This window comes from Streptomyces sp. NPDC039462 (assembly GCF_055639375.1).
This window is the reverse complement of record NZ_JBVKAO010000005.1, coordinates 174028-194302: the sequence shown is the minus strand read 5'-3', so window position 1 is coordinate 194302 and position 20275 is coordinate 174028. Positions and strand designations below refer to the sequence as shown.

The 20275-nt window shown below is 71.8% G+C and carries 15 protein-coding genes; 5 read left to right on the top strand and 10 right to left on the bottom strand.

Annotated elements, in window-relative coordinates; all coding sequences use genetic code 11:
* Positions 1-52: 52 nt before the first annotated feature.
* A complete protein-coding gene (locus ACZ7LU_RS26610; protein WP_471918220.1) occupies positions 53-2398 on the bottom strand; it encodes an ATP-binding protein in 2346 nt (781 codons plus the stop codon).
* 125 nt (positions 2399-2523) lie between these two features.
* On the opposite strand from ACZ7LU_RS26610, the gene ACZ7LU_RS26605 reads away from it, so the two are divergent.
* Positions 2524-3915 (top strand): glucose-6-phosphate dehydrogenase, encoded by a 1392-nt coding sequence (locus ACZ7LU_RS26605; protein ID WP_471918219.1) that lies wholly within the window; start codon positions 2524-2526, stop codon positions 3913-3915.
* 98 nt (positions 3916-4013) lie between these two features.
* Here the strand turns inward: ACZ7LU_RS26605 and ACZ7LU_RS26600 are convergent, their stop codons facing one another.
* Positions 4014-5060, bottom strand: coding sequence for a glucokinase (locus tag ACZ7LU_RS26600; protein WP_471918218.1), 1047 nt, complete (start codon positions 5058-5060; stop codon positions 4014-4016).
* 127 nt (positions 5061-5187) lie between these two features.
* Here ACZ7LU_RS26600 and ACZ7LU_RS26595 point away from each other — a divergent pair, with 127 nt between their 5' ends.
* A complete protein-coding gene (locus ACZ7LU_RS26595; RefSeq protein WP_398309837.1) occupies positions 5188-5547 on the top strand; it encodes an effector-associated constant component EACC1 in 360 nt (119 codons plus the stop codon).
* A 67-nt stretch (positions 5548-5614) separates the two neighbouring features.
* On the opposite strand, the gene ACZ7LU_RS26590 is transcribed toward ACZ7LU_RS26595, so the two are convergent.
* From ACZ7LU_RS26590 to ACZ7LU_RS26565, 6 genes are all read right to left on the bottom strand, one after another.
* Positions 5615-6289 carry a potassium-transporting ATPase subunit C gene (locus tag ACZ7LU_RS26590; RefSeq protein WP_471918217.1) on the bottom strand — a complete coding sequence of 225 codons (675 nt, stop codon included), beginning with the start codon at positions 6287-6289 and terminating at the stop codon, positions 5615-5617.
* Between the two features lie 7 nt (positions 6290-6296).
* Complete coding sequence (kdpB, locus tag ACZ7LU_RS26585; protein WP_468718153.1) at positions 6297-8468, bottom strand: potassium-transporting ATPase subunit KdpB; 2172 nt, start codon at positions 8466-8468, stop codon at positions 6297-6299.
* Positions 8465-10129, bottom strand: a complete 1665-nt coding sequence (kdpA, locus tag ACZ7LU_RS26580) for a potassium-transporting ATPase subunit KdpA (RefSeq protein WP_398309845.1) — start codon at positions 10127-10129, stop codon at positions 8465-8467. Before kdpA ends, kdpB begins: the two co-directional genes overlap by 4 nt.
* Positions 10130-10137: 8 nt before the next feature.
* Complete coding sequence (kdpF, locus tag ACZ7LU_RS26575) at positions 10138-10227, bottom strand: K(+)-transporting ATPase subunit F (protein WP_033264828.1); 90 nt, start codon at positions 10225-10227, stop codon at positions 10138-10140.
* A 208-nt stretch (positions 10228-10435) separates the two neighbouring features.
* Entirely contained in the window at positions 10436-11140 is a 705-nt protein-coding gene (locus tag ACZ7LU_RS26570; RefSeq protein WP_471918216.1) for a bleomycin resistance protein, read from the bottom strand.
* Between the two features lie 60 nt (positions 11141-11200).
* Positions 11201-11617: a cupin domain-containing protein gene (locus ACZ7LU_RS26565; RefSeq protein WP_471918215.1), complete on the bottom strand. Its 417-nt coding sequence runs from the start codon at positions 11615-11617 to the stop codon at positions 11201-11203.
* 52 nt (positions 11618-11669) lie between these two features.
* Between ACZ7LU_RS26565 and ACZ7LU_RS26560 the strand changes: the two genes are divergently transcribed.
* Both ACZ7LU_RS26560 and ACZ7LU_RS26555 read left to right on the top strand, forming a co-directional pair.
* A complete protein-coding gene (locus ACZ7LU_RS26560) occupies positions 11670-12713 on the top strand; it encodes a GlxA family transcriptional regulator (protein ID WP_468091152.1) in 1044 nt (347 codons plus the stop codon).
* Between the two features lie 61 nt (positions 12714-12774).
* Positions 12775-14337, top strand: a complete 1563-nt coding sequence (locus ACZ7LU_RS26555) for an acetolactate synthase large subunit (protein ID WP_471918214.1) — start codon at positions 12775-12777, stop codon at positions 14335-14337.
* A 21-nt stretch (positions 14338-14358) separates the two neighbouring features.
* Here the strand turns inward: ACZ7LU_RS26555 and ACZ7LU_RS26550 are convergent, their stop codons facing one another.
* Complete coding sequence (locus ACZ7LU_RS26550; protein ID WP_468314750.1) at positions 14359-15738, bottom strand: hypothetical protein; 1380 nt, start codon at positions 15736-15738, stop codon at positions 14359-14361.
* On the bottom strand, positions 15725-18604 hold the full coding sequence (locus ACZ7LU_RS26545; RefSeq protein ID WP_471918213.1) for a peroxidase family protein: 2880 nt from the start codon (positions 18602-18604) through the stop codon (positions 15725-15727). Before ACZ7LU_RS26545 ends, ACZ7LU_RS26550 begins: the two co-directional genes overlap by 14 nt.
* A 390-nt stretch (positions 18605-18994) precedes the next feature.
* Between ACZ7LU_RS26545 and ACZ7LU_RS26540 the strand changes: the two genes are divergently transcribed.
* Positions 18995-20272: a lipase family protein gene (locus ACZ7LU_RS26540; protein ID WP_471150242.1), complete on the top strand. Its 1278-nt coding sequence runs from the start codon at positions 18995-18997 to the stop codon at positions 20270-20272.
* The last annotated feature ends 3 nt before the right edge of the window (positions 20273-20275 follow it).

The following is a 20275-nucleotide window of genomic DNA, read 5'->3' as shown; positions in this document are numbered from 1 at the left end:
ATGGCAGGGCAGGCAGGGCAGGCAGGGCAGGCAGGGCAGGTGACGACAGGGCCTAGGTCGCCGTCCGGTCGACCAGGTCGCGGAGGGCTTCGTGCACCGCGTCCGTGCGCGGGTCGCCGAGCCGTTCCAGGTCCTCCAGCGCGAGGGTGTAGTAGACGGCGGCTTCCTTGAGCCGCCCCATCGCGGCCATGGTCGCGCCCAGGTTGAGTGCGGTCGTCGCGGCTCCCGGCTCGTCGCCGAAGGACCGTCTGATGCGCAGTGCCTCGTCGAAGGCGGCCAGGGCCTCCTCGTCGCGTCCGGCCGTCCGGTAGGCCTCGCCGAGGTGGTTGAGCGAGGTGCCCTGGCCGAACAGGTCCTTGATCTCGCGCTGGATGCCGAGGGCGCGGAGCCAGCAGCTGATCGCCTCCTCGATGCGGCCGAGGTCGCGGTGGGCGGTGCCGAGGCTGTTGAGGTCGATGCCTTCGTTCCAGCGGTCCTTGATCTCGCGGTGGATGGCGAGTGCTTTGTTGGAGCAGCGGATCGAGTCCTCTATGCGGTTCATCCGCCGGAGGGCGCCCGCCAGGTTGTTGAGGGAGGTCCCTTCGCCGTACTTGTCGCCGATCCTGCGGCGGATGGCCAGGGCCTCCTCCCAGACCTCGACGGCCTTCTCGAACTCCTGCGTGCCGCGGTAGGCGTTGCCGAGGCTGTTCAGCGTCCAGGCCTCTCCCCTGCGGCAGCCGGAGCGCCGCGCCCCGCGCAGGCCCAGTTCGTGGGTGACGATCCAGTCGCTCAGGAGCTTGCGGACGTTGAAGAAGCTCCACAGGACGACGGGCAGCTGCCAGGCGATCGCGTCCTGCTCCCACTGCACCGCCTGCCGGACCAGCGCGATGAGATGGGTCCGCTCGGTGTCGCACCACGCCAGCGCCTCCGCGCCGTCGGCGAAGCGGAGCGGCCGGCACCGGTCGGGCAGTTCGTCGAGGTCGATCCGGCGCCGGTGGGGCATGAGCTGCCTGTTCGCCGCGTCCGCCGTGTGCAGGTACCAGAGCAGACAGCGCCTGACGGACTCCCGCCGGGACTCCGCGGACTCCTCCTCGTACGCCCGCTCGGCGGCGTAGTCGTGGATGAGGTCGTGGAAGCGGAACCGGTCGGGCGCGACCTGTTCGAGCAGGTGGCAGTCGATCAGGCCCCGCAGATACAGGTTGGTGCGCATTCTGGAGTCGCCGGTCGCGGCCGCGGCGGCGAGCAGGCTGAACTCGCCCGTGGGGTGCAGGCCGAGGATGCGGAAGCAGCGCGCGCTGCCGGCGCTCAGCGCGCGGTACGACCAGGAGAAGGCGACGCGCACCTCGCGCTGCTCGTCGCCGGTGTCCTCGACGGCCGCGGCGAAGGTGTCGAGCCGGTGCCGCTCGTCGCCGAGGCCCTCCAGGAGGTCGGCGATGGGCCACTGCGGATACGCCGCGACGCGTTCGCCCACGATGCTGAGGGCCAGCGGGAGATGGCCGCAGCCGGCCGCGAGTTCCTCGACCGCGCCGCGTTCCTGCAGCACGCGGTCGCCGCCGACGATGCCCGTCAGGAGCTCGACTGACTCCCGTTCGCTGAGGGTGTCGAGGCGGATGCTGCGCGCGCCGTAGCTCCCGACCAGGCCCTGGAGGCGGTTCCGGCTGGTCACGATCACCACGCAGGTGGAGCTGCCCGGCAGCAGGGGGAACACCTGGGCCGTGTTGCGGGCGTTGTCCAGGAGGACCAGCATCTTCCGCTCGTGCAGCAGGGTGCGGAACAGGGCCGCGCGCGGTTCGAGTTCCTGCGGCACCTTGGCGGACGGCACGTCCAGGGCGTGCAGGAAGTCGGCGAGGACCTCCGCGGGTTCGAGCGGGTTGCCCGGGCCGTGGCCGCGGAGGTTGACGTAGAGCTGGCCGTCGGGGAACGCGTCGCGGGACCGGTGCGCCCAGTGCACCATCAGCGCGGTCTTCCCGACGCCGGGGGCGCCGCCGACGGAGGAGATCACCGCGGTGTCCGGGCCGCCCTTCCGCGGCTCCCCGAGAAGCAGGTCCAGCTCGGCGAGTTCACTTTCCCGGCCCACGAATCCGGGGCGGTCGAGCGGGAGTTGGTGGGGCACCGGGAGCGGCGGCCGGTCCGCCGTCCGCGCTTCGGGCGACTGGAACCGCAGCAGGCGCTCGATGATCCTGCGGCCGAACTCCGGGTCGTCCGTGACGGCCCGGGACAGCTCGTCGACCGAGCCGGCCGCGGGGCGCAGGCGGTCCGCCTCCGATGGGCGCTCCCGGTACCCGCCCGATGTGCGCAGCCGGTCGGTCCGCTCGTCGAGCAGCCTGCGGAGCCCCTCCCAGCTGGTCTGCGAACCGGTCGTGGGAGCGTCGCGCGTGGGCGCGCCCGCGGCCGGTCCTCGGATCTCCCCTGCTGACACAGATCCACCCCCGTGGGGTCAAGGCGAGTTGGGCGGATTATACGTCTTGCACAAGGATGCGAGACGTGTCCCGGACAGGAGGTCCGGGTATTCTCGCGGCGTCCGGTTCTCCTTGAGGAGGGTGCGTGACGAACGCATCAGCAGATGCCCTGGTCCTTTTCGGCGCGACCGGAGATCTGGCGCGCCGGAAATTGTGGCCCGCGCTCTACCGCTTGTCGCTGTCGGACCAGTGGGTGCCCCCGGTCGTCGCTGTCGGACTGCCCGGTCCCGGCCGGGCCGGTTTCGAGAAGTTCGTGGCCGCGGCCGTGCACGACATGTGCGGCCCGGCGGACGGCACGGTGGTGCGGCGGCTGCTGGCCGGGACCTGCTTCGTCGAGGGGGACACGACGCGGCGGGGCACGCTGGAGGAGGTGGCGGAGGCGCTGCGCCCGGCGGCCCGTCCCGTGTACTTCCTGGGCGTTCCGCCGCCGCGGGCCACCGCGACGATCGCGACGATGGGGGCCGTACGCCTCCCGCCGGGCGCCGTGCTCGTGGAGAAGCCTTTCGGCAATGACCTGGATTCGGCCCGGCGGCTCAACGCCTCTTTGCTCGAGGTGTTTTCCGCCGACTCCGTCCTGAGAATCGATCACTATCTCGGGAAGGAGGCCGTCGAGAATCTGCTGGCTTTTCGTTTCTGCAATCCCTTTCTGGAGTCGGCCTGGGACCGGAGAACCATTTCCCGGGTGCAGATCACGCATTGCGAGGTCAGGGGTGTGGACGGCCGGGGGGCGCTGTACGAGGGGATCGGGGCGGTCCGCGACGTGGTGCAGAGCCATCTGCTGCAGCTCGTCGGGATAGTGGCGATGGAGCGCCCGGCCGACCACACCGCGGAGGCCTTCCGCGAGCGGATCGCGGAGGCGCTCGCCGGGGTGCGTCCGGTGGCTCCCGGGCACCTCGTCCGCGGGCAGTACGCGGGGTACCGGGCGGAGGCGGGGGTGGCGGCCGATTCGACGGTGGAGACCTTCGCGGCGCTGCGGCTCGACCTCGACGCCGAGCGGTGGCGCGGGGTGCCGTTCCTGCTGCGCTCCGGCAAGGGTCTCGCCGCCACGGCGATCGAGGTGGTGGTCGACTTCGTGCCCACCGAGCACCGTCTCTGGTTCGCCCGGAAGGAGCCGGGGCCGGCCCGCGTCCGCTTCCGGATCGGCGGTGACGGCGGGGCCGTGCTGACGCTCAACGCCCGTGGGCCGGGGGCGGATCCCGGTCCGGTGCCGGTCGATCTCCGCCTCGACCTGGCGGACGTGCCGGCCGCGGACACCTCCGGGGGCGCGTGGGAGGCGTACACGCATCTGCTGTCGGACGCTCTGCTGGGCAGGACGGGACGGTTCGTGTCGATGCGCACCGTGGAGGAGTCGTGGCGTGTCGTGGCGCCCGCGCTGGAGGTGCGGGAGGCGCCGCTGGAGTATCCGCGGGGTTCGTGGGGGCCGCGGAAGTCGGCGGACCTGGCGGGGGGCGAGGGCTGGTGCGTGCCTCTCCCGTGACGGGCGGGGTGCGTGCGTCTCCTGTGACGGGCGGGGTGCCTGCCTCTCCCGTGACGGGCTGGGTGCCTGCCCCTCCCGTGACGGGCCGGGCGTGTCCGTCAGCCGGTGGCCCCGGGTCCTGTCTCCGCGTCCCGGAGCGCCATGCGGTAGGCACCCCGTACGCCGACCAGCGGGTCGAGGGCGAGCCGCACCGGGATCTCCGCGAGGAGGTCGTGGTGGCAGGCGCCCGGACTGACGAAGCGGTGCAGGAACTCCGTCTCCGCGCACAGGAATTCCGCCACCCCGGGGGCCTGGAGAACCCCGCTCGTCAGGGTGACGGTGCCACCGGCGGGCAGGCACACCAGGACCACGCCGCGCAGGTACTGGCCGAAGAGGGCGGCGAACAACCGGACGACCTCGACGCCGCAGGGGTCTCCGGCGAGCGCCGCCGAGGTGATGACCGGGGCGACGGCGGCCCCGGCCCCGCGCGCCCGGGTCACCCGCTCGTCGAGCGCGGGGGCGGGTGGCGTGCCGCGGCGCACGTAGTCGTACATCCGGTCGAAGCCGCGGAGCCCGCCGATGGACTCCTCGACGGTGACGGCCCCGTCGAACTCCGTCCTGAGGCTCGCCAGATAGCCGGCCTCGAAGTCGTTCTCGGGCTGCCAGGTGACGTGTCCCGACTCGGACGTGTGCACCACGCCGTGCGCGTCCAGGAGCGCGCTGCCGACTCCGCTGCCCACGGAGACGGCGAGGAGCTCGCCTCCACCGGCGGTCGGGTCGTGGCGGGTGCGCGGCTCGTGGCGGGTCAGCGGCCGCACCTCGTCCGGGCCGAGGTCCGCCATGCCGTGCGCGGTGGCCGTCATGTCGTTCACGACGCGCACCCGGACGCCGTGCCGCTCCGCGAACCCGGCGCGGTCGAACGGCGGCCAGGCGGGGAGGTTCGTCAGCTGCACGGTGCCGTGCGCGGGGACGCGGCCCGCGACCGCGAGCACCATGGTCGCCGGCCGCAGGTCCGCCTGGTGGAGACAGGTGACCAGCAGCTCCTCCAGAGAGGGGTGGTCGGCTGTCCGCACCTTCAGTTCCACGTGTTCCGGGTCTCCGGTCCGTCCGCCGCGCAGCCGGGAATGGGTGCCCCCCACGTCGAACGCGGCCACCGCTGTACGCACTGCATCACCACTTCGGAGTCGGGTCGGGCCAATTGACGTACGGCCGGACCGAGTTGTCGTGGGGCACAGTATGACGAGACGTCCATGCGCGGGCGCGGGCGCGGAAACGGATTTCGGTGGTGCGGCGATGTCGGTACAGATCCAGGTGACAGGCGGCCCGGCGGGGTCCGACACGACGCTGGTCCGGGAGCTGCACGCCTGGCTGCAGCGGGAGGACGAGCTCCGGGGGCGCGTCCGGCTGCGGAGCGCAGCCCCCGCGCCCGGGCAGATGGGCGCCATGACGGAGCTCGTCCTCACCGCGGTCAGCAGCGGCACGGTCGCCGCGCTGGTCGCGTCCGCGCAGCTCTGGATCAAGCAGCGCCGCGCGGACCTCTCCATCGTCGTCCGGCACCCCGACGGCAAGGAGGTGGAGATCGACGCGCAGCAGATCTCGGGGGCCGAGGAGTTCATCCGAACGGTACTGCGCGACGCTGACCCGGCCCCTTGACGGCGGGGCCGCCGCCCCTCCCTGACGGCCGGGCCGCCCCCCCCTGACGGCCCGGACCCCAGCCCCCTCAGGACCCGCCGGCGCCTGCCAGCTCCTTCAGGGCGATGTTGAGCCGGAGGACGTTGACGCGGGGCTCGCCGATGAAGCCGAGGGTCCGCCCGTCGGTGTGCGTGTCGACCAGCTTCTGGACCTGCCGGACGTCCAGGTGGTTCCTCGCGGCGACGCGGTGGACCTGGAGGTCGGCGTAGGCCGGGGAGATGTGCGGGTCGAGGCCGGAGCCGGAGGAGGTGACCGCGTCGGCGGGCACGTCGGAGGGCTTGACCCGGTGGTCCGCGGTGGAGTTGTCCTTGACGACGGCCGCCTTGGCGTCCTTCACCTGCCGGATGAGGTCCTTGTTGTCGCCGGAGAGGTTGGTGGCACCGGACAGGAGCAGCTTGTACTGCGTGTTGACGGTGTTCTCGCCGAGGCCGTTGGAGGGGCGGGGCTGGAACCACTTGAGGTCCGGTTCGGCCGTCTCCTGGCCCTTCTTCAGGGGGAGGTCGTAGCGCTGGCCGATGAGTTCGGAGCCGACGACCTCGCCGTCCGCGCTCACCTCGGAGCCGTTGGCCTTGTCGTGGAAGAGGGCCTGGGCGGCGCCGGTCACCGCGAGCGGGTAGAGGACGCCGCAGACCACGGTGAGGACGAGCAGGGCGCGCAGTCCCGCGCCGAGCAACCGGGCGGTGTTTCCTACGGAGTTGTTCATGGCCGAGTCACCCAATGCCGGGGATGAGAGAGATGAGTACGTCGATGATCTTGATGCCGATGAACGGGGCGACGAGTCCGCCCAGGCCGTAGACGCCGAGGTTGCGCCGCAGCATCCGGTCCGCGCTCATCGGCCGGTACCGCACGCCCTTCAGGGCCAGCGGCACGAGTGCGACGATGATCAGCGCGTTGAAGACGACCGCGGAGAGGATCGCGGACTCCGGCGACGACAGGTTCATGATGTTGAGCTTGTCGAGGCTCGGGTACGCCACCGCGAACATGGCCGGGATGATGGCGAAGTACTTCGCGACGTCATTGGCGATCGAGAAGGTCGTCAGGGCGCCCCGGGTGATGAGGAGCTGCTTGCCGATCTCGACGATCTCGATGAGCTTCGTCGGGTTGGAGTCCAGGTCCACCATGTTCCCGGCCTCCTTGGCGGCCGAGGTGCCGGTGTTCATGGCCACGCCGACGTCGGCCTGGGCGAGCGCGGGAGCGTCGTTCGTGCCGTCGCCGGTCATCGCGACCAGCTTGCCGCCGGCCTGCTCGCGCTTGATCAGCGCCATCTTGTCCTCGGGCGTGGCCTCGGCGAGGAAGTCGTCCACGCCTGCCTCGTCCGCGATGGCCTTGGCGGTGAGCGGGTTGTCGCCGGTGATCATGACGGTCTTGATGCCCATGCGGCGCAGTTCGTCGAAGCGCTCGCGCATGCCCTCCTTGACGACGTCCTTGAGGTGGATCACCCCGAGGACCCGGGCGCCGTCAGCGTCTTCCAGAGCCACAAGCAGCGGCGTGCCACCAGCCTGTGAAATGCGGTCGTTGAGTTCCTGCGCATCCTCGGCGACCTCGCCACCACGTTCCTTCACCCAGGCGACGACCGAACCGGTCGCGCCCTTGCGGACCTTGCGCCCGTCGACGTCCACGCCCGACATGCGGGTCTGCGCGGTGAACGGCACCCACTCGGCGCCGGTCAGCTCGCCCTGGTGCCGCTCGCGCAGACCGTACTGCTCCTTGGCGAGTACGACGATGGAGCGGCCCTCGGGCGTCTCGTCGGCCAGCGAGGAGAGCTGGGCCGCGTCGGCGACCTCGGCCTCGGTGGTGCCGCGCACCGGCACGAACTCGGCGGCCTGGCGGTTGCCGAGGGTGATGGTGCCGGTCTTGTCGAGCAGCAGGGTCGACACGTCGCCCGCGGCCTCGACGGCCCGGCCCGACATGGCGAGGACGTTGCGTTGGACCAGGCGGTCCATGCCCGCGATGCCGATCGCGGAGAGCAGCGCGCCGATGGTCGTCGGGATGAGGCAGACGAGGAGTGCCGTCAGGACGATCATCGAGGTCTGGTCGTCGGCCCCCGCGTAGATCGCGAAGGGCTTGAGCGAGACGACGGCCAGCAGGAAGACGATGGTGAGGGACGCCAGGAGGATGTTCAGGGCGATCTCGTTGGGCGTCTTCTGGCGGGCCGCGCCCTCGACCAGGTTGATCATGCGGTCGATGAACGTCTCGCCGGGCTTCGTCGTGATCTTGATGACGACGCGGTCGGAGAGGACCTTCGTGCCGCCCGTGACGGCGGACCGGTCACCGCCGGACTCGCGGATGACGGGGGCCGACTCGCCGGTGATCGCGGACTCGTCGACGGACGCCACGCCCTCGACGACGTCACCGTCGCCGGGGATGATGTCGCCCGCCTCGCAGACGACGAGGTCGCCGATGCGCAGGTCGGTGCCGGGCACCGACTCCTCGACGTCCCCGGTCAGGCGGCGCGCCACGGTGTCGGTCTTGGCCTTGCGCAGGGTGTCGGCCTGCGCCTTGCCGCGGCCCTCGGCGACGGCCTCCGCGAGGTTGGCGAAGACCGTGGTCAGCCAGAGCCAGGCGGTGATCGCCCAGCCGAACCAGTCCCCCGGGTCCTTCACGGCCAGCACGGTGGTGACCACCGAGCCGATCAGGACCACGAACATGACCGGCGACTTGACCATGACGCGCGGGTCCAGTTTGCGGAAGGCGTCCGGCAGGGACTTGAGCAGCTGGGCGGGGTCGAAGAGGCCCGCGCCGACCTTGCCGGCGTCGGCGGACGTGTGGCCGGTGGGGACGTCATGGTGGGGGGCGCGGTCCGCGGTGGCGACGGGTGCCGCGCCCCCGCCGGACCGGTCGGCCCGGTCGTCCCTGTCGTGCTGTGTGGTGTGAGTGCTCATGACGCCAGCCCCTCGGCAAGCGGTCCCAGCGCGAGCGCGGGGAAATAGGTGAGACCGGTGATGATCATGATGGTGCCGACCAGCAGGCCGGTGAAGAGCGGCTTCTCGGTGCGCAGGGTGCCCGCGGTCGCCGGGACCGGCTGCTGCTCGGCGAGCGAGCCCGCGAGCGCGAGGACGAACACCATCGGCAGGAAGCGGCCGAGCAGCATCGCGAGGCCGAGCGTGGTGTTGAACCACTGCGTGTCTGCGCCGAGGCCCGCGAAGGCCGAGCCGTTGTTGTTGGCCCCGGACGTGTAGGCGTACAGGATCTCGGAGAAGCCGTGCGCGCCGGAGTTCGTCATCGAGTCGGCCGGGGTGGGCAGGGCCATCGCGACGGCCGTGAAGCCGAGGACGAGGGCCGGGGTGACGAGGATGTAGCAGGCCGCCAGCTTGATCTCGCGGGTGCCGATCTTCTTGCCCAGGTACTCCGGGGTGCGTCCGACCATGAGTCCCGCGATGAACACGGCGATCATCGCCATGATGAGCATGCCGTAGAGGCCCGATCCCGTGCCGCCCGGCGCGATCTCGCCGAGCTGCATGCCGAGCATCTGGATGCCGCCGCCGAAGCCGGTGTAGGAGGAGTGGAAGGAGTTCACGGCGCCGGTGGAGGTGAGCGTGGTGGCCACCGCGAAGATCGACGAGCCGGCGACCCCGAACCGGGTCTCCTTGCCCTCCATCGCGCCGCCCGCCAGGTCGTAGGCCGGGGCGCCGTGGTGGAACTCGGTCCACATCATCAGCGCGGTGAAGCCGATCCAGATCGTCGCCATGGTGGCGAGGACCGCGTAGCCCTGCCGGAGCGAGCCGACCATCCGGCCGAAGGTCCGCGTCAGCGCGAACGGGATGAGCAGGATCAGGAAGATCTCGAAGAGGTTCGAGATCGGGTTCGGGTTCTCGAAGGGGTGCGCGGAGTTGGCGTTGAAGTAGCCGCCGCCGTTCGTGCCCAGCTCCTTGATGACCTCCTGGGAGGCGACGGCGCCGCCGTTCCACTCCTGCTTGCCGCCCATGAACTGGCCGACCTCGTGGATACCGGAGAAGTTCTGGAGGGCGCCGCAGGCGACCAGGACGAGTGCGCCGATGACGGCGATGGGGAGCAGGACACGGACGGTGCCGCGCACCAGGTCGGCCCAGAAGTTGCCGAGCTCACCGGTGCGGGAGCGGGCGAAGCCGCGTACCAGAGCGATCGCGACGGCGATGCCGACGGCCGCGGAGACGAAGTTCTGCACGGCGAGGCCGCCGGTCTGCACGACGTGGCCCATGGCCTGTTCGCCGGAGTACGACTGCCAGTTGGTGTTCGCCACGAACGACGCCGCGGTGTTGAACGCCTGGTCCGGGTCGATGGACGTGAAGCCGAGCGAGCCGGGCAGCGAGCCCTGGAGCCGCTGCAGCAGGTAGAGGAAGAGGACACCGGCCGCGGAGAAGGCGAGGACGCCGCGCAGGTACGCGGACCAGCGCATCTCCGTGTCGGGATCGGCACCGATGGCCTTGTAGATCCACTTCTCGACGCGAAGGTGCTTCTTCGAGCCGTAGACGCGGGCCATGTAGTCACCGAGCGGGCGGTGTGCCAGCGCGAGCGCCGCTATCAGCGCGAGCAGCTGGAGCACACCGGCGAGGGCGGGGCTCATATCCGTACTCAGAACCTCTCCGGAAAGACGAGGGCGAGGACGAGATAGCCCAGGAGAGCGACGGCCACGACGAGGCCGACGATGTTCTCGGCGGTCACAGCTTGGTCACCCCCTTGGCGACGAGGGCCACCAGCGCGAAGACCGCGATCGTGGTGACGACGAAGGCCAGGTCGGCCATCGTGAGCTCCTGAAGGACGTGGACGGTGCAGTGCTTGCTCGGACGGTTAGAGGTAACCGCCCTTTCGGCCGCCCACGACCTTCGTTGACACCCTCCATACGGCGCGTTCAGCCGTCTTGACGGCTCTCTTACGGAACGCTGAGCTCGGCGAGGCGCGCCAGGGCGTCGCGTGCGGAGTCCCGCTCCGCGTCGGTGAGCGGGAGCTCGGCGGCCCGGGTCAGGAGCCGCTCGGCCAGGTCGTCCTCGCCGAGCCGCCGGGCGATGTCGCCGCGCAGGACGAGCAGGCGCAGTTCCTGCTCGGGAGTGGGCCGTTCGTCGGTGAGCCCGAGCGCCCTGTCGATGATCTTGGCGGCGCCCGGCAGATCCTCCTTGGAGTCGGCGAACAGGTCGGCCATGTGCAGTGCCCGCGCGTAGGTGCCCTTGGGGACGGGGCGCATCGACTGGTCCTCGCTGATCGGCTGCCCGACGCGGATGCTGTTGCCGCCGGGGTCGGTCATCAGGAACTGCCGCATCCCGTACGACATGTCCTTGAGCGGCCCGATGCGGGGCAGCCCCCGGGTGGGGATCTTTCCGTACGCCGCCTTGAGCCCGGCGCGGAAGGCCGTGTGCAGGGCCGCCACGTCGTCCGTGAGGACGTAGCAGCCGGAGTAGGACTCCCGGGGGTCGTACTCCTTCATGGCGAAGAACTGCAGCTCGATGGTGCCGCGTTCGACGGCGGCGTACGGATAGGGGCTCTTCTGCAGGAAGGTCGTCTCGAAGCCCAGCGCGGTGTAGAAGTCGACCACCGGCTGGATGGTCCGGCACGGGAGGAGCGGGATCGTTTTCTCGGGCATGCGCGCAGCCTAGTCAAACTTGAATAGCTTGAACAGGAAGGCCGCCCCGCCCGGACGGGATCAGCCGGTCAGGGCGTGGCCCGTCGTCGCGTCGACGTGGGTCGGGATCTCGTCGTGGCGGTCGCCGACCGTCAGGGTGCCGGTGGGTTCGAAGAGGAGAATGCGGGCGCCCCCGGGGGCGTACGGGCGGTGTTCGATGCCGCGCGGGACCGTGTAGACCGAGCCCTGCGGGAGCGTGACCCGGCGCTCCCCCGCCGGTTCGCGCAGGTCGATGTGGAGCTCGCCGCCGAGGACCAGGAAGAACTCGTCGGTGTTGTCGTGGACGTGCCAGACGTGTTCGCCCTCGACCTTGGCGACGCGTACGTCGTAGTCGTTGACGGAGGTGACGATGCGGGGGCTCCACAGGGCGTCGAAGGAGGCGAAGGCCTGGTCGAGGGCGATGGGTTCGGTGTTCACGGCGGTGGGTTCAGTGTTCATGAGGTGATCCTCCGTTGTGCCGGGCCACCGCCACGAGTGCTAGAAATCGCACATGCCGCAAGAATCCTCGCAGCCGCCCGCCGGGCGGCCGCCGCACCGCGTCGTGGTCGTCGTCGACGAGGGCACCAACCCCTTCGAAGTCGGCGTCGCCACGGAGGTGTTCGGACTGCCACGGCCCGAACTCGGCCTGCCGGGCGCGCTGTACGAGATCGTCCTGTGCGCCCCGAGGCCGGGCGTCCGCATGAACCACGGGTTCTTCACCCTCGCCGGCGTGCCCGGACTCGACGCCGTGGACACCGCGGACACGCTGATCATGCCGGGCCGGCCCGACAACACCGTGCCGCGCGCACCGGACGTGCTCGCCGCGATCCGGCGGGCCCACGCGCGCGGTGCCCGGATCATGAGCTTCTGCACCGGCGCCTTCGCGCTCGCCGAGTCGGGCATCCTCGACGGCCGCCGGGCGTCCACCCACTGGCAGTGGGCCGACTCCTTCCGTGAGCGGTTTCCGGCCGTGCAGCTCGAACCCGACGTGCTGTTCGTGGACGACGGCGACATCCTCACCGCGGCGGGCAGCGCGGCCGCCATCGACCTGGGTCTGCACATCGTCCGCAAGGACTTCGGCGCGGAGGTCGCCAACTCCGTGAGCAGGCGACTCGTCTTCGCGGCGCACCGGGACGGCGGACAGCGGCAGTTCGTGGAACGGCCCGTTCCGGAGGTGCGGGACGAGTCTCTCGCGCCGGTGCTCGCCTGGGCGCAGGAGCGGCTCGGCGACCCCCTCACCGTGGCGGGGCTCGCGGCCCGCGCCGGGGTGAGCACCGCGACCCTGCACCGGCGCTTCCGGGCCCAGCTGGGCACCACTCCGCTGGCCTGGCTGACCGGCGAGCGCGTGGCGCTGGCCTGCCGACTCATCGAGCGCGGCGAGGAGCGTCTGGACGTGGTCGCGCACCTCAGCGGTCTGGGCACCCTGGCCAACCTGCGGGCCCGGTTGCGCCGCGAGACGGGGCTGAGCCCGTCCGACTACCGGCGGAGGTTCGGCCCCGGCACGCCCGTGGCGGCTGGCCGGATCCCGGCTGCCGCCACGGCCCGCACCCCGTGAAGACTGGCCTGTCCCACCCTCGCCACCCAGCAGACTCGCCACCCAGCAGAGGCGGACCGCCATGCCGAACGGAGCGCAGATCCTGATCAACGGCCTTGTGGACGCGGGTGTCCGCGCCTGCTTCGCCAACCCCGGCACCTCCGAGATGCACTTCGTGGCCGCGCTCGACGAGACGCCAGAGCTGCGGCCCGTGCTGTGCCTCTTCGAGGGTGTGGCCACCGGCGCCGCCGACGGGTACGGGCGGCTGACGGGCCGCCCCGCGTGCACGCTGCTGCACCTCGGGCCCGGCCTCGCGGGCGGCCTGCCCAACCTGCACAACGCGCGGCGGGCCGCGACGCCCGTCGTCAACGTCGTCGGCGACCACGCCCTGCACCACAAGCGGCTCGACGCGCCCCTGGAGTCCGACATCGGGGCGCTGGCCGGCACCGTCTCGGCCTGGACCCGGCGCACCTACTACGCCACCGAACTCGCCGGTGACGTCGCGGCCGCCGTCGCCGCGGCGACCGGTCCGCCCGGCGCCGTCGCGACGCTGGTCGTGCCCGCCGACGTGTCCTGGTCGGATGCGGGCGAGCCGCCCGCATCCGTGCCGGCCGTCCCGGCGCGGCACGGCCTGGTGTCCGTGGATGCCGTGACGGGAGCCGCCGAGGCGCTGCGGTCCGGTGCGGACGTCGCTCTGCTGCTCGGCGGGGCGGCCGTGCGCGGGGCCGGGCTCGCGGCCGCGGGGCGGATCGCCGCGGCGACGGGGGCGAAGCTGCTGTGCGAGACGTTTCCGGCCCGTCTGGAGCGGGGCGCGGGGCGGCCCGCCGTCGAACGGCTCGGCTACTTCGCGTCGGGCGCCCTCGGCCAACTGGCGGGCCTGCGGCACCTCGTGCTCGCCGGTGCCGCGTCACCGGTGGCCTTCTTCGCCTATCCGGGGCAGAGCGGGGCGCTGGTCCCCGAGGGGTGCGTCGTGCACCGGCTCACGGCCGGCGCGGAGGACGTGACGGCGGCGCTCGAAGGGCTCGCCGAAGTGGTCGGGCCCGGCGTGGGCCGCGTACAGGAGGAGGCGGGCAGGCCGGCGCTGCCCAGCGGTGAGCTGACCGCCGAGTCGGCGGCTGCCGTGATCGGGGCGCTGCTGCCGGAGGGTGCCGTCGTCGTCGACGAGGCCAACACGTCGGGGCTGTGGCTGCCCGGCGCGACCGCCGGTGCCCCGCCGCACGACTGGCTGACGCTGACCGGTGGCTCGATGGGGCAGGGGCTGCCGCTCGCGGTGGGGGCGAGCGTGGCCTGTCCCGACCGGCCCGTGCTCGCGCTGGTCGGGGACGGCGCGTCGATGTACACGCCGCAGGCGCTGTGGACGCAGGCGCGGGAGGGGCTCGACGTCACGACGGTCGTCTTCGACAACCGGTCGTACGCGATCCTCAATCTGGAGCTGGGGGCGGTGGGCGCGGCCGCGGGCGAGACGCGGGCGCGCCGGCTCCTCGACCTGTCGGGGCCGTCCCTGGACTTCACCGCGCTGGCGCGCGGGATGGGGGTGCCCGCGGAACGGGCCACGACGGCGGAGGAGTTCGCGGCTCTGCTCAAGCGGGGCTTGGCGGAGCCGGGTCCCTTCCTGATCGACTGTGTGGTGCCGCCCCTGGCGTGACGCCGGCCCCGCCGTCCCGTGTCAGGTGTCCCACAGCCCTTCGTGGCGGCGGTGTGCGTCCGTCAGGCCCTCGTTGAAGTACTTGTCGTAGTACTCCGTCTCCACGTGGTGGACCTGGAGCCACACCCCCGGGACGTGGATCGCGTCCGTGTGGGCGGGGAAGCGGCGGTGGGTGCGCAGGATGTACTCGCAGATGTCCCGCGCGCAGTCGATCACCCGCTCCTCGTACTCGCTCGCCTCCGCGAGGTACCGCAGGCCGTACTCCTCCTTGTAGATGCGGGCGAAGACGTCCTTGTCGCCGTAGGTGCCGCCGGGGCCGAACTTGGCGCGGATCACCGCGTCGACCGCCGCCGTCATGGTGCGGTGCGCGGGCGGGCACGCCGCCTCGATGAGGGGCTGGCCGTCGGGTGCGGTGAGGCCGACCGGGTGGGAGCGGAGGTTCGCGTACTTGGGCAGCGGGACGTGCCAGCGCCACAGGTCCGGCAGGCGCCAGCGCGGGGTGACGAAGGTGAAGCCGAGCATCCTGCCGTACGCGCGGGAGAACTTCGGGTCGCCGAGGGCTATCTGGGGGTTGATGGAGGCGTGGATCCAGGCGCCGAGACCCATCGCCTCGGCGCTGAGCATGAGGTTCTGCAGGAGCAGGTCCGCCTCGATCTGGGTGCGCAGCGGGCCGAGTGCGCCGAGCGGCAGCTTGATGTCGCCGTTGAGGAAGCCGTTCTTGACCCACTTCTTCACGCCCGCCGGCCGGTAGAGGTTGCGGTCGTCGACCAGGGTGGGGCGGACGTCGTCCGGCTGGGTGAGCAGGTACATCAGGGCGTTGATGTACTGGTGGGAGAGGTCCACCACCGGGAAGAGGACGGTCGTCCCGGGGAGGTTGGACAGGAAGCGGTTCGAGTCGAGGTAGGCCGGGAAGTCGCGCCGGTCCTCGGGGACGTCCAAGCGGTGGTCCAGGACGCGGACCTTCGCCTGCCGGGCCCGCTCGACCAGGCTCGTCGCGTCGAGCGGGGTGGTGGGGGCCGGGTCCAGTCTGCGCAGGAAGTACGTGCCCGAGTCGTTGATCAGGAAGAAGTGCGTGCCCTGCGCGTTGTCGGGGCTGCCCGCGGTGCGGCCCGCCATGGTCATGTTGGGCTTGGCCATGATGGGCTTGCCGTCGCGCGGGTCGTCGAAGGGCCGGTCCGGCATGGTGAGGCCGGTGCAGCCGGTGAGCGCGATGAGCACCGCCTCCTCCAGCTCGGTCAGGGGCCGCGGCTCGTGCGGCGAGCGGTAGCTCATCGAGCCCGCGGGGACGGCGGCGCCGCGGCTCACCCGGTGGGTGCGGCGGCGCCAGACCGTCTCCAGGAGGGGCCGGGCGAACAGGTCCGCGAGGCCCGGGTGGCCGGGGTCGCCGTCAGCCGTCCGCACGCCCGCCACCGTCACTGATCGGCTGCACCTGGCGCCACGGCGCGAACGCGCTGGCGCCGCGCGGCAGCAGCCCTGCGAGGTCCGGGCAGTGCCGGAGGAGGACGGATTTCATGCCGCCCTTCTGGACCCAGTCGATGCCGAGCGGCGTGTAGATCTCGGGGCGGAAGTCGACGGTCAGGAAGCGGTCGCTCTGCAGCCGCCGGGTGGCCATCAGGATGAAGACGCGGAACGCCGTGTCGCTGAAGCCGAAGCCGTGCGGCGGGTTCTCGGCGAACAGGCCGACCACGGTGTCGATCTCGTCGACGGAGCGGTAGACGTCCTTGAGGCGGGCGACGGTCTCGGGATCCTGCGACAGGTCCTCGAAGCGGCGGATGCGCTGCTTGTGCAGGCCCTCGCGGAAGTCGTTGTAGCGGGGCACGCCACGCCTGCGGGTGCGGACGAGGTCGACGACGGACAGGTCGATGATCTCGCCGTCGCGCTCGAAGTGCTGGAGCGCGCGCGGGAAGTTGTGCAGGGTGATGGCGCCCGGGTGGGAGATGCCGAAGGAGTACAGCGTGTCGGCGAGGCCCGTCTTGCGGATGGCGGCCTCGGCGGCGGCGCCCTGGATGTCGTGGAAGCCCAGGGTCTCCAGGCGCTGCCCGAAGTGGTGCTCGCGCATCTCGAAGTCGTCGGGGATCAGCGGGTGCATGCGGTAGACGGTGACGAAGTCCTCCGTCAGGGAGTACGGCGCGCCGTGGTGGTCCGGCAGCGTCCTGGGTATGCCCGTCAGCGAGTGCGACTCGAACAGCCAGAGGCCGAGCTTGTTGAGCCAACTGCTCGGCGGGCCCTCCCAGTTGGTGCGCAGGCCGATGTCGATGGCCTCGGTGGCGAGGATCGCCGGGGTCCACTCCACGGTGTGGATCTTGGCGATGAGGGCGGAGACGACGAGGCGCGCGGTGTGGTAGACGCTCTCCTGGCTCATCGACGGGTAGGCCTGCCGCAGCGCGTCGCAGACGGCGTTGTGCTCGCGGGCGAAGAGGGTGTGCATGGCGCTGAGGCCCATCCACCAGCTCTCTGCGAAGCCGGTCAGCGGAATGCCGTTCGGGCCGATGGGCAGGTGGCCCTCCTCCAGGCGGAGTTTGGCGCCGCCGTCGGGCTCGCGCAGGAACCGGGCGGTGTGCTCGTTCTCGCCGTACACCTCGGAGCCGTCCCACCAGTGCGACGCGGTGTTGGCGAAGAGGATCGGCGGCTGGTCGCCGGGGAGTTCGACGCCTTCGTTGTCGGCGAAGCGCATCACGCGCTCGGCGGGCCCGCCCGGGGTGTTGTACCAGGTGGTGCCGGGCGGCAGCGGCACCTCGACGGACTTGCCGCCGGGCTTGTGGCGGCGGTGGTTGACCCAGTCGTGGACCTGGAACTGGATCCAGGCTGCGGCCAGGACGTTCAGCGAGGTGGCGGGCAGGAACGTGTCGCGGTGCAGCAGCTCACGGCTGACGGTGACCGGGTTGGGGACGTCGAAGAGGTCGGGCCGGTAGACGGGCTTGAGGTTGCGTCCGAAGGGGGCGCCCACGGCTCCCATGGCCGGCCTGGAGAGGTCGTTGTACGTCCCGTCGTAGGAGCGGACGGTGCGCAGCTGCTCGTCGACCGGGGCGGGCACGGACATGGTCTTCGGCGGCGCCTCGTGCACGTCGGTGTCGATGAGGTTGAAGCGGCGCAGCGCCTTGCGGAGGAAGACGAGGTTGAGCAGACCGGCCTGCAACGGCAGCTTGTGCCACGGCACGTAGCGGTTGAGCAGCCGGAGAGCCGCGTCGGCGGGCACGCCGACCACCTTGTTGCGCAGGGGTTCCTCGGTGACGAACCGCAGGCCGTGCCGGTGGGCGGCGCTCGCCTCGTACGCCGCCTTGCGGGCCCGGTTGAGGTTGCCGAGCGGGCGGAAGTCCTCCGTGGTGAACCAGGGGTTGAAGCCCATCACCTCCACGCGGCCGCCCGCGGCACGCGCCTCGGCGGTGTCGAGGTCCTGGCTGGGGATGGTGAGCGTGGCCACGGGCACGGCGGGGGCGACAGACTCCAGCCACTCCACCGAGCCGTCCTCGACCGGGGTGCGGCGCTCGTCGACGTACCGCTGCAGGCACAGCTCGAAGGTGATGTCCTGCCGGGCGAGCCGGGTCTCGAGGTCGCGGCGCAGGTACTGCGGGTCGCGGCGCTCGGGGTCGGACTTGGCGGTGGCCGCGCCGCCCGCGGGGCGCAGCAGGTAGCGGACCGGGCCTGCCTCGCCCCACAGGATGGCGCTGCGGCTCCAGTACGTCTCGGCGGCGAGGCTGTGCACGGTGCGCCGGGTGGCGGCCCGGACGTTGCGGCGCATCCTGGTGGCGGTGGCGAGGCCGACGGTGAGGGGCAGTTCGACGAAGAGCGCGACGGCTTTCCGCAGCCGGGTCGTCGCGCCCGCCATGGCCTTGGCGAAGGCGACGAACTCGCGGGCGTCGCGGGCGTGCGAGACCGGGTGGTTGGTGGCGAGCAGGTCGTGGTGCTCCTCGGTGGAGACGGCCACGCGCACGGCGGCGCCGCGCAGGTCGGGGGCGCCGTCGGCCTGCCGGATGCCGCCCGCGTTGGAGAGCCGCACGGTCGCCGGGTACTCGGCGCCGAGCTGGGCGAAGCCGCAGCGCAGCGTGTCGGGCAGGTCGTCGTGGAAGCGCAGGCGGGCGTTCTCCACGCCGAGCGCGGCCTTCTCGTGCTGGACGCGCCCGATGTCCGCCGCCCGGGCCGCGCGCCGGTTCTTCTCCTGGACCTTCATCAGTTCCTTGGCCAGTCGCTCGAAGAGCCGGCGCTCCGCTTCCGGGCTGCCGCCCAGATAGCGCTCGTAACTCTGCTGGTGCTGTCCGGTGTCGGCCATCGGGCGCCTCTTCCTTCGCACGTTCCTTCGCACGGCTGGTGGCGGTACTGCGTACGGGACAGGGGGGCAGGCAGACGCTACTGGCGGCACCGGTCGGCCGCAGCGATGGTTCCCGCCTATGTGCGGGGCCGCCCGGGTGCCTCGAACTGGCGGGCGGGCCAGGGCGTTTGGGCCCGTGGGCGGGGTGGTCCCGGGTGCGGCGGGCGACGGCGGGTGTTCCGTTCACACCCCGTGTGAGTCTCCGTTCCCATCAGTCCCACGCGCGGGGCGCGCGCGATGGCCAAGTCCCGTCGGGTGCCGGCCGCCGCGGCGCCGGCGAGTTGACGGTGTGCCGGGCCGGTGGTGTGCTCGCAACTCCGTTGCAGTCACCGCTCGTTGTGGGGGAACGCCATGCGGGACGACTTCGCCAGGGGGCCGAGCTTCGCGGAGCTGCGCCCGTTCAAGGAGCCCACCGAGGGCGCGCCGGGGCACCCGGCCTTCCCCGTCCACCGCGACCTGGTGGACCTGCTGGCCGCGGACAAGGGCCTGCCGGACACCGAGGGGCCCGTCCCGCACACCATGGCGACGTGCGCGGCGTACGCGTACGCCGGTGCGGGACGGGTCGGCGACCCGCGGACCGTCGCCATGATCATGTCCAGGCTGGGCCTGGAGGAGAACCGCTGCCGGGTCTTCGAGCAGCGGGTGGACGCCATGTACATCGCGTCGGCCGCGTATCTGATCCAGGACAAGGACCGGCGGGTGGTGATCCTCTGCTACCGCGGCACCCAGCCCGAGGACATCATCAGCATCCTCACCGATGCCGACGTGCGCCCCGAGACGCTCTGCGTGGACCTCGCGGGCGAGCGTCACGAGGTGCACGCGGGCTTCTACCGCAACATGCGCGCCACCCGCCATCTGATCATGCAGGCCCTCGACCGGGCGGCCCGCGGCGAGTCGGTCGACCCCGAGGAGAAGGGCGTACGCGGCGACGGCATGGAGGCGCTGTACATCACCGGGCACAGCCTCGGCGGGGCGATGGCCGCGCTGATGGGTGTCGTCCTGGCCCACGAGCCGCGCTTCCACTCCGTCGCCGAACGGCTGCGGGCCGTCTACACCTTCGGCCAGCCGCTGCTCGGCGGGCCCGAGTTCGCCGACGCGTGCGCGCGGGCCACCGACCACCGGGGCGAGTACGTGCTGCGCGACCGGCTGCTGCGCTACATCTTTGACCGTGACGTCGTGCCCGCGCTGCCGCCGCGCCCCGTCGGGCCGTACGCCCCCTTCGGCCGTGAGCTGCACTACCGCAGGCCCCGCGGGGTGGCCGAGGGGACGCTCGCCTTCGCGGCGGAGACGGCGATCGACGCGGTTTCACTCCCGGGCGACCTGCTGCGCGGGCAGCTGCGCCGGATGGCGGGCCGCAGGGCGCGGGCGGCGGGACGCTCGCTGGCCGAGCTGGCGCGGGGGTCGCGGGCCGGCGGCTGGGCCGAGGTGCACGACCCGGGCCTGCACTATCCGCAGATGGACAGCCTCGCCGGGCTCGCGGTGGTGGCGCCGCTGGCGTTCTTCGCGGCGCGTCTCGCGTTGACGCGGACGATTCCGTTCACGTATTCGTTCGAGGACCACGGGCCGGGGCACTACGTCAACGCGCTTACTCCGCCGGGGGTGTTGAGCGAGTTCGGGGATGTGCGGTGAGGT

What these genes read in the sequence shown, in the direction of transcription:
- ACZ7LU_RS26590 (WP_471918217.1), bottom strand. Translation starts at nt 6,289, where the DNA reads ATGAACAACTCCGTAGGAAACACCGCCCGGTTGCTCGGCGCGGGACTG.
- ACZ7LU_RS26565 (WP_471918215.1), bottom strand. Translation starts at nt 11,617, where the DNA reads ATGAACACTGAACCCACCGCCGTGAACACCGAACCCATCGCCCTCGAC.
- ACZ7LU_RS26595 (WP_398309837.1), top strand. Translation starts at nt 5,188, where the DNA reads ATGTCGGTACAGATCCAGGTGACAGGCGGCCCGGCGGGGTCCGACACG.
- ACZ7LU_RS26540 (WP_471150242.1), top strand. Translation starts at nt 18,995, where the DNA reads ATGCGGGACGACTTCGCCAGGGGGCCGAGCTTCGCGGAGCTGCGCCCG.
- ACZ7LU_RS26560 (WP_468091152.1), top strand. Translation starts at nt 11,670, where the DNA reads ATGCCGCAAGAATCCTCGCAGCCGCCCGCCGGGCGGCCGCCGCACCGC.
- ACZ7LU_RS26555 (WP_471918214.1), top strand. Translation starts at nt 12,775, where the DNA reads ATGCCGAACGGAGCGCAGATCCTGATCAACGGCCTTGTGGACGCGGGT.
- ACZ7LU_RS26570 (WP_471918216.1), bottom strand. Translation starts at nt 11,140, where the DNA reads ATGCCCGAGAAAACGATCCCGCTCCTCCCGTGCCGGACCATCCAGCCG.
- kdpB (WP_468718153.1), bottom strand. Translation starts at nt 8,468, where the DNA reads ATGAGCACTCACACCACACAGCACGACAGGGACGACCGGGCCGACCGG.
- ACZ7LU_RS26545 (WP_471918213.1), bottom strand. Translation starts at nt 18,604, where the DNA reads ATGGCCGACACCGGACAGCACCAGCAGAGTTACGAGCGCTATCTGGGC.
- kdpA (WP_398309845.1), bottom strand. Translation starts at nt 10,129, where the DNA reads ATGAGCCCCGCCCTCGCCGGTGTGCTCCAGCTGCTCGCGCTGATAGCG.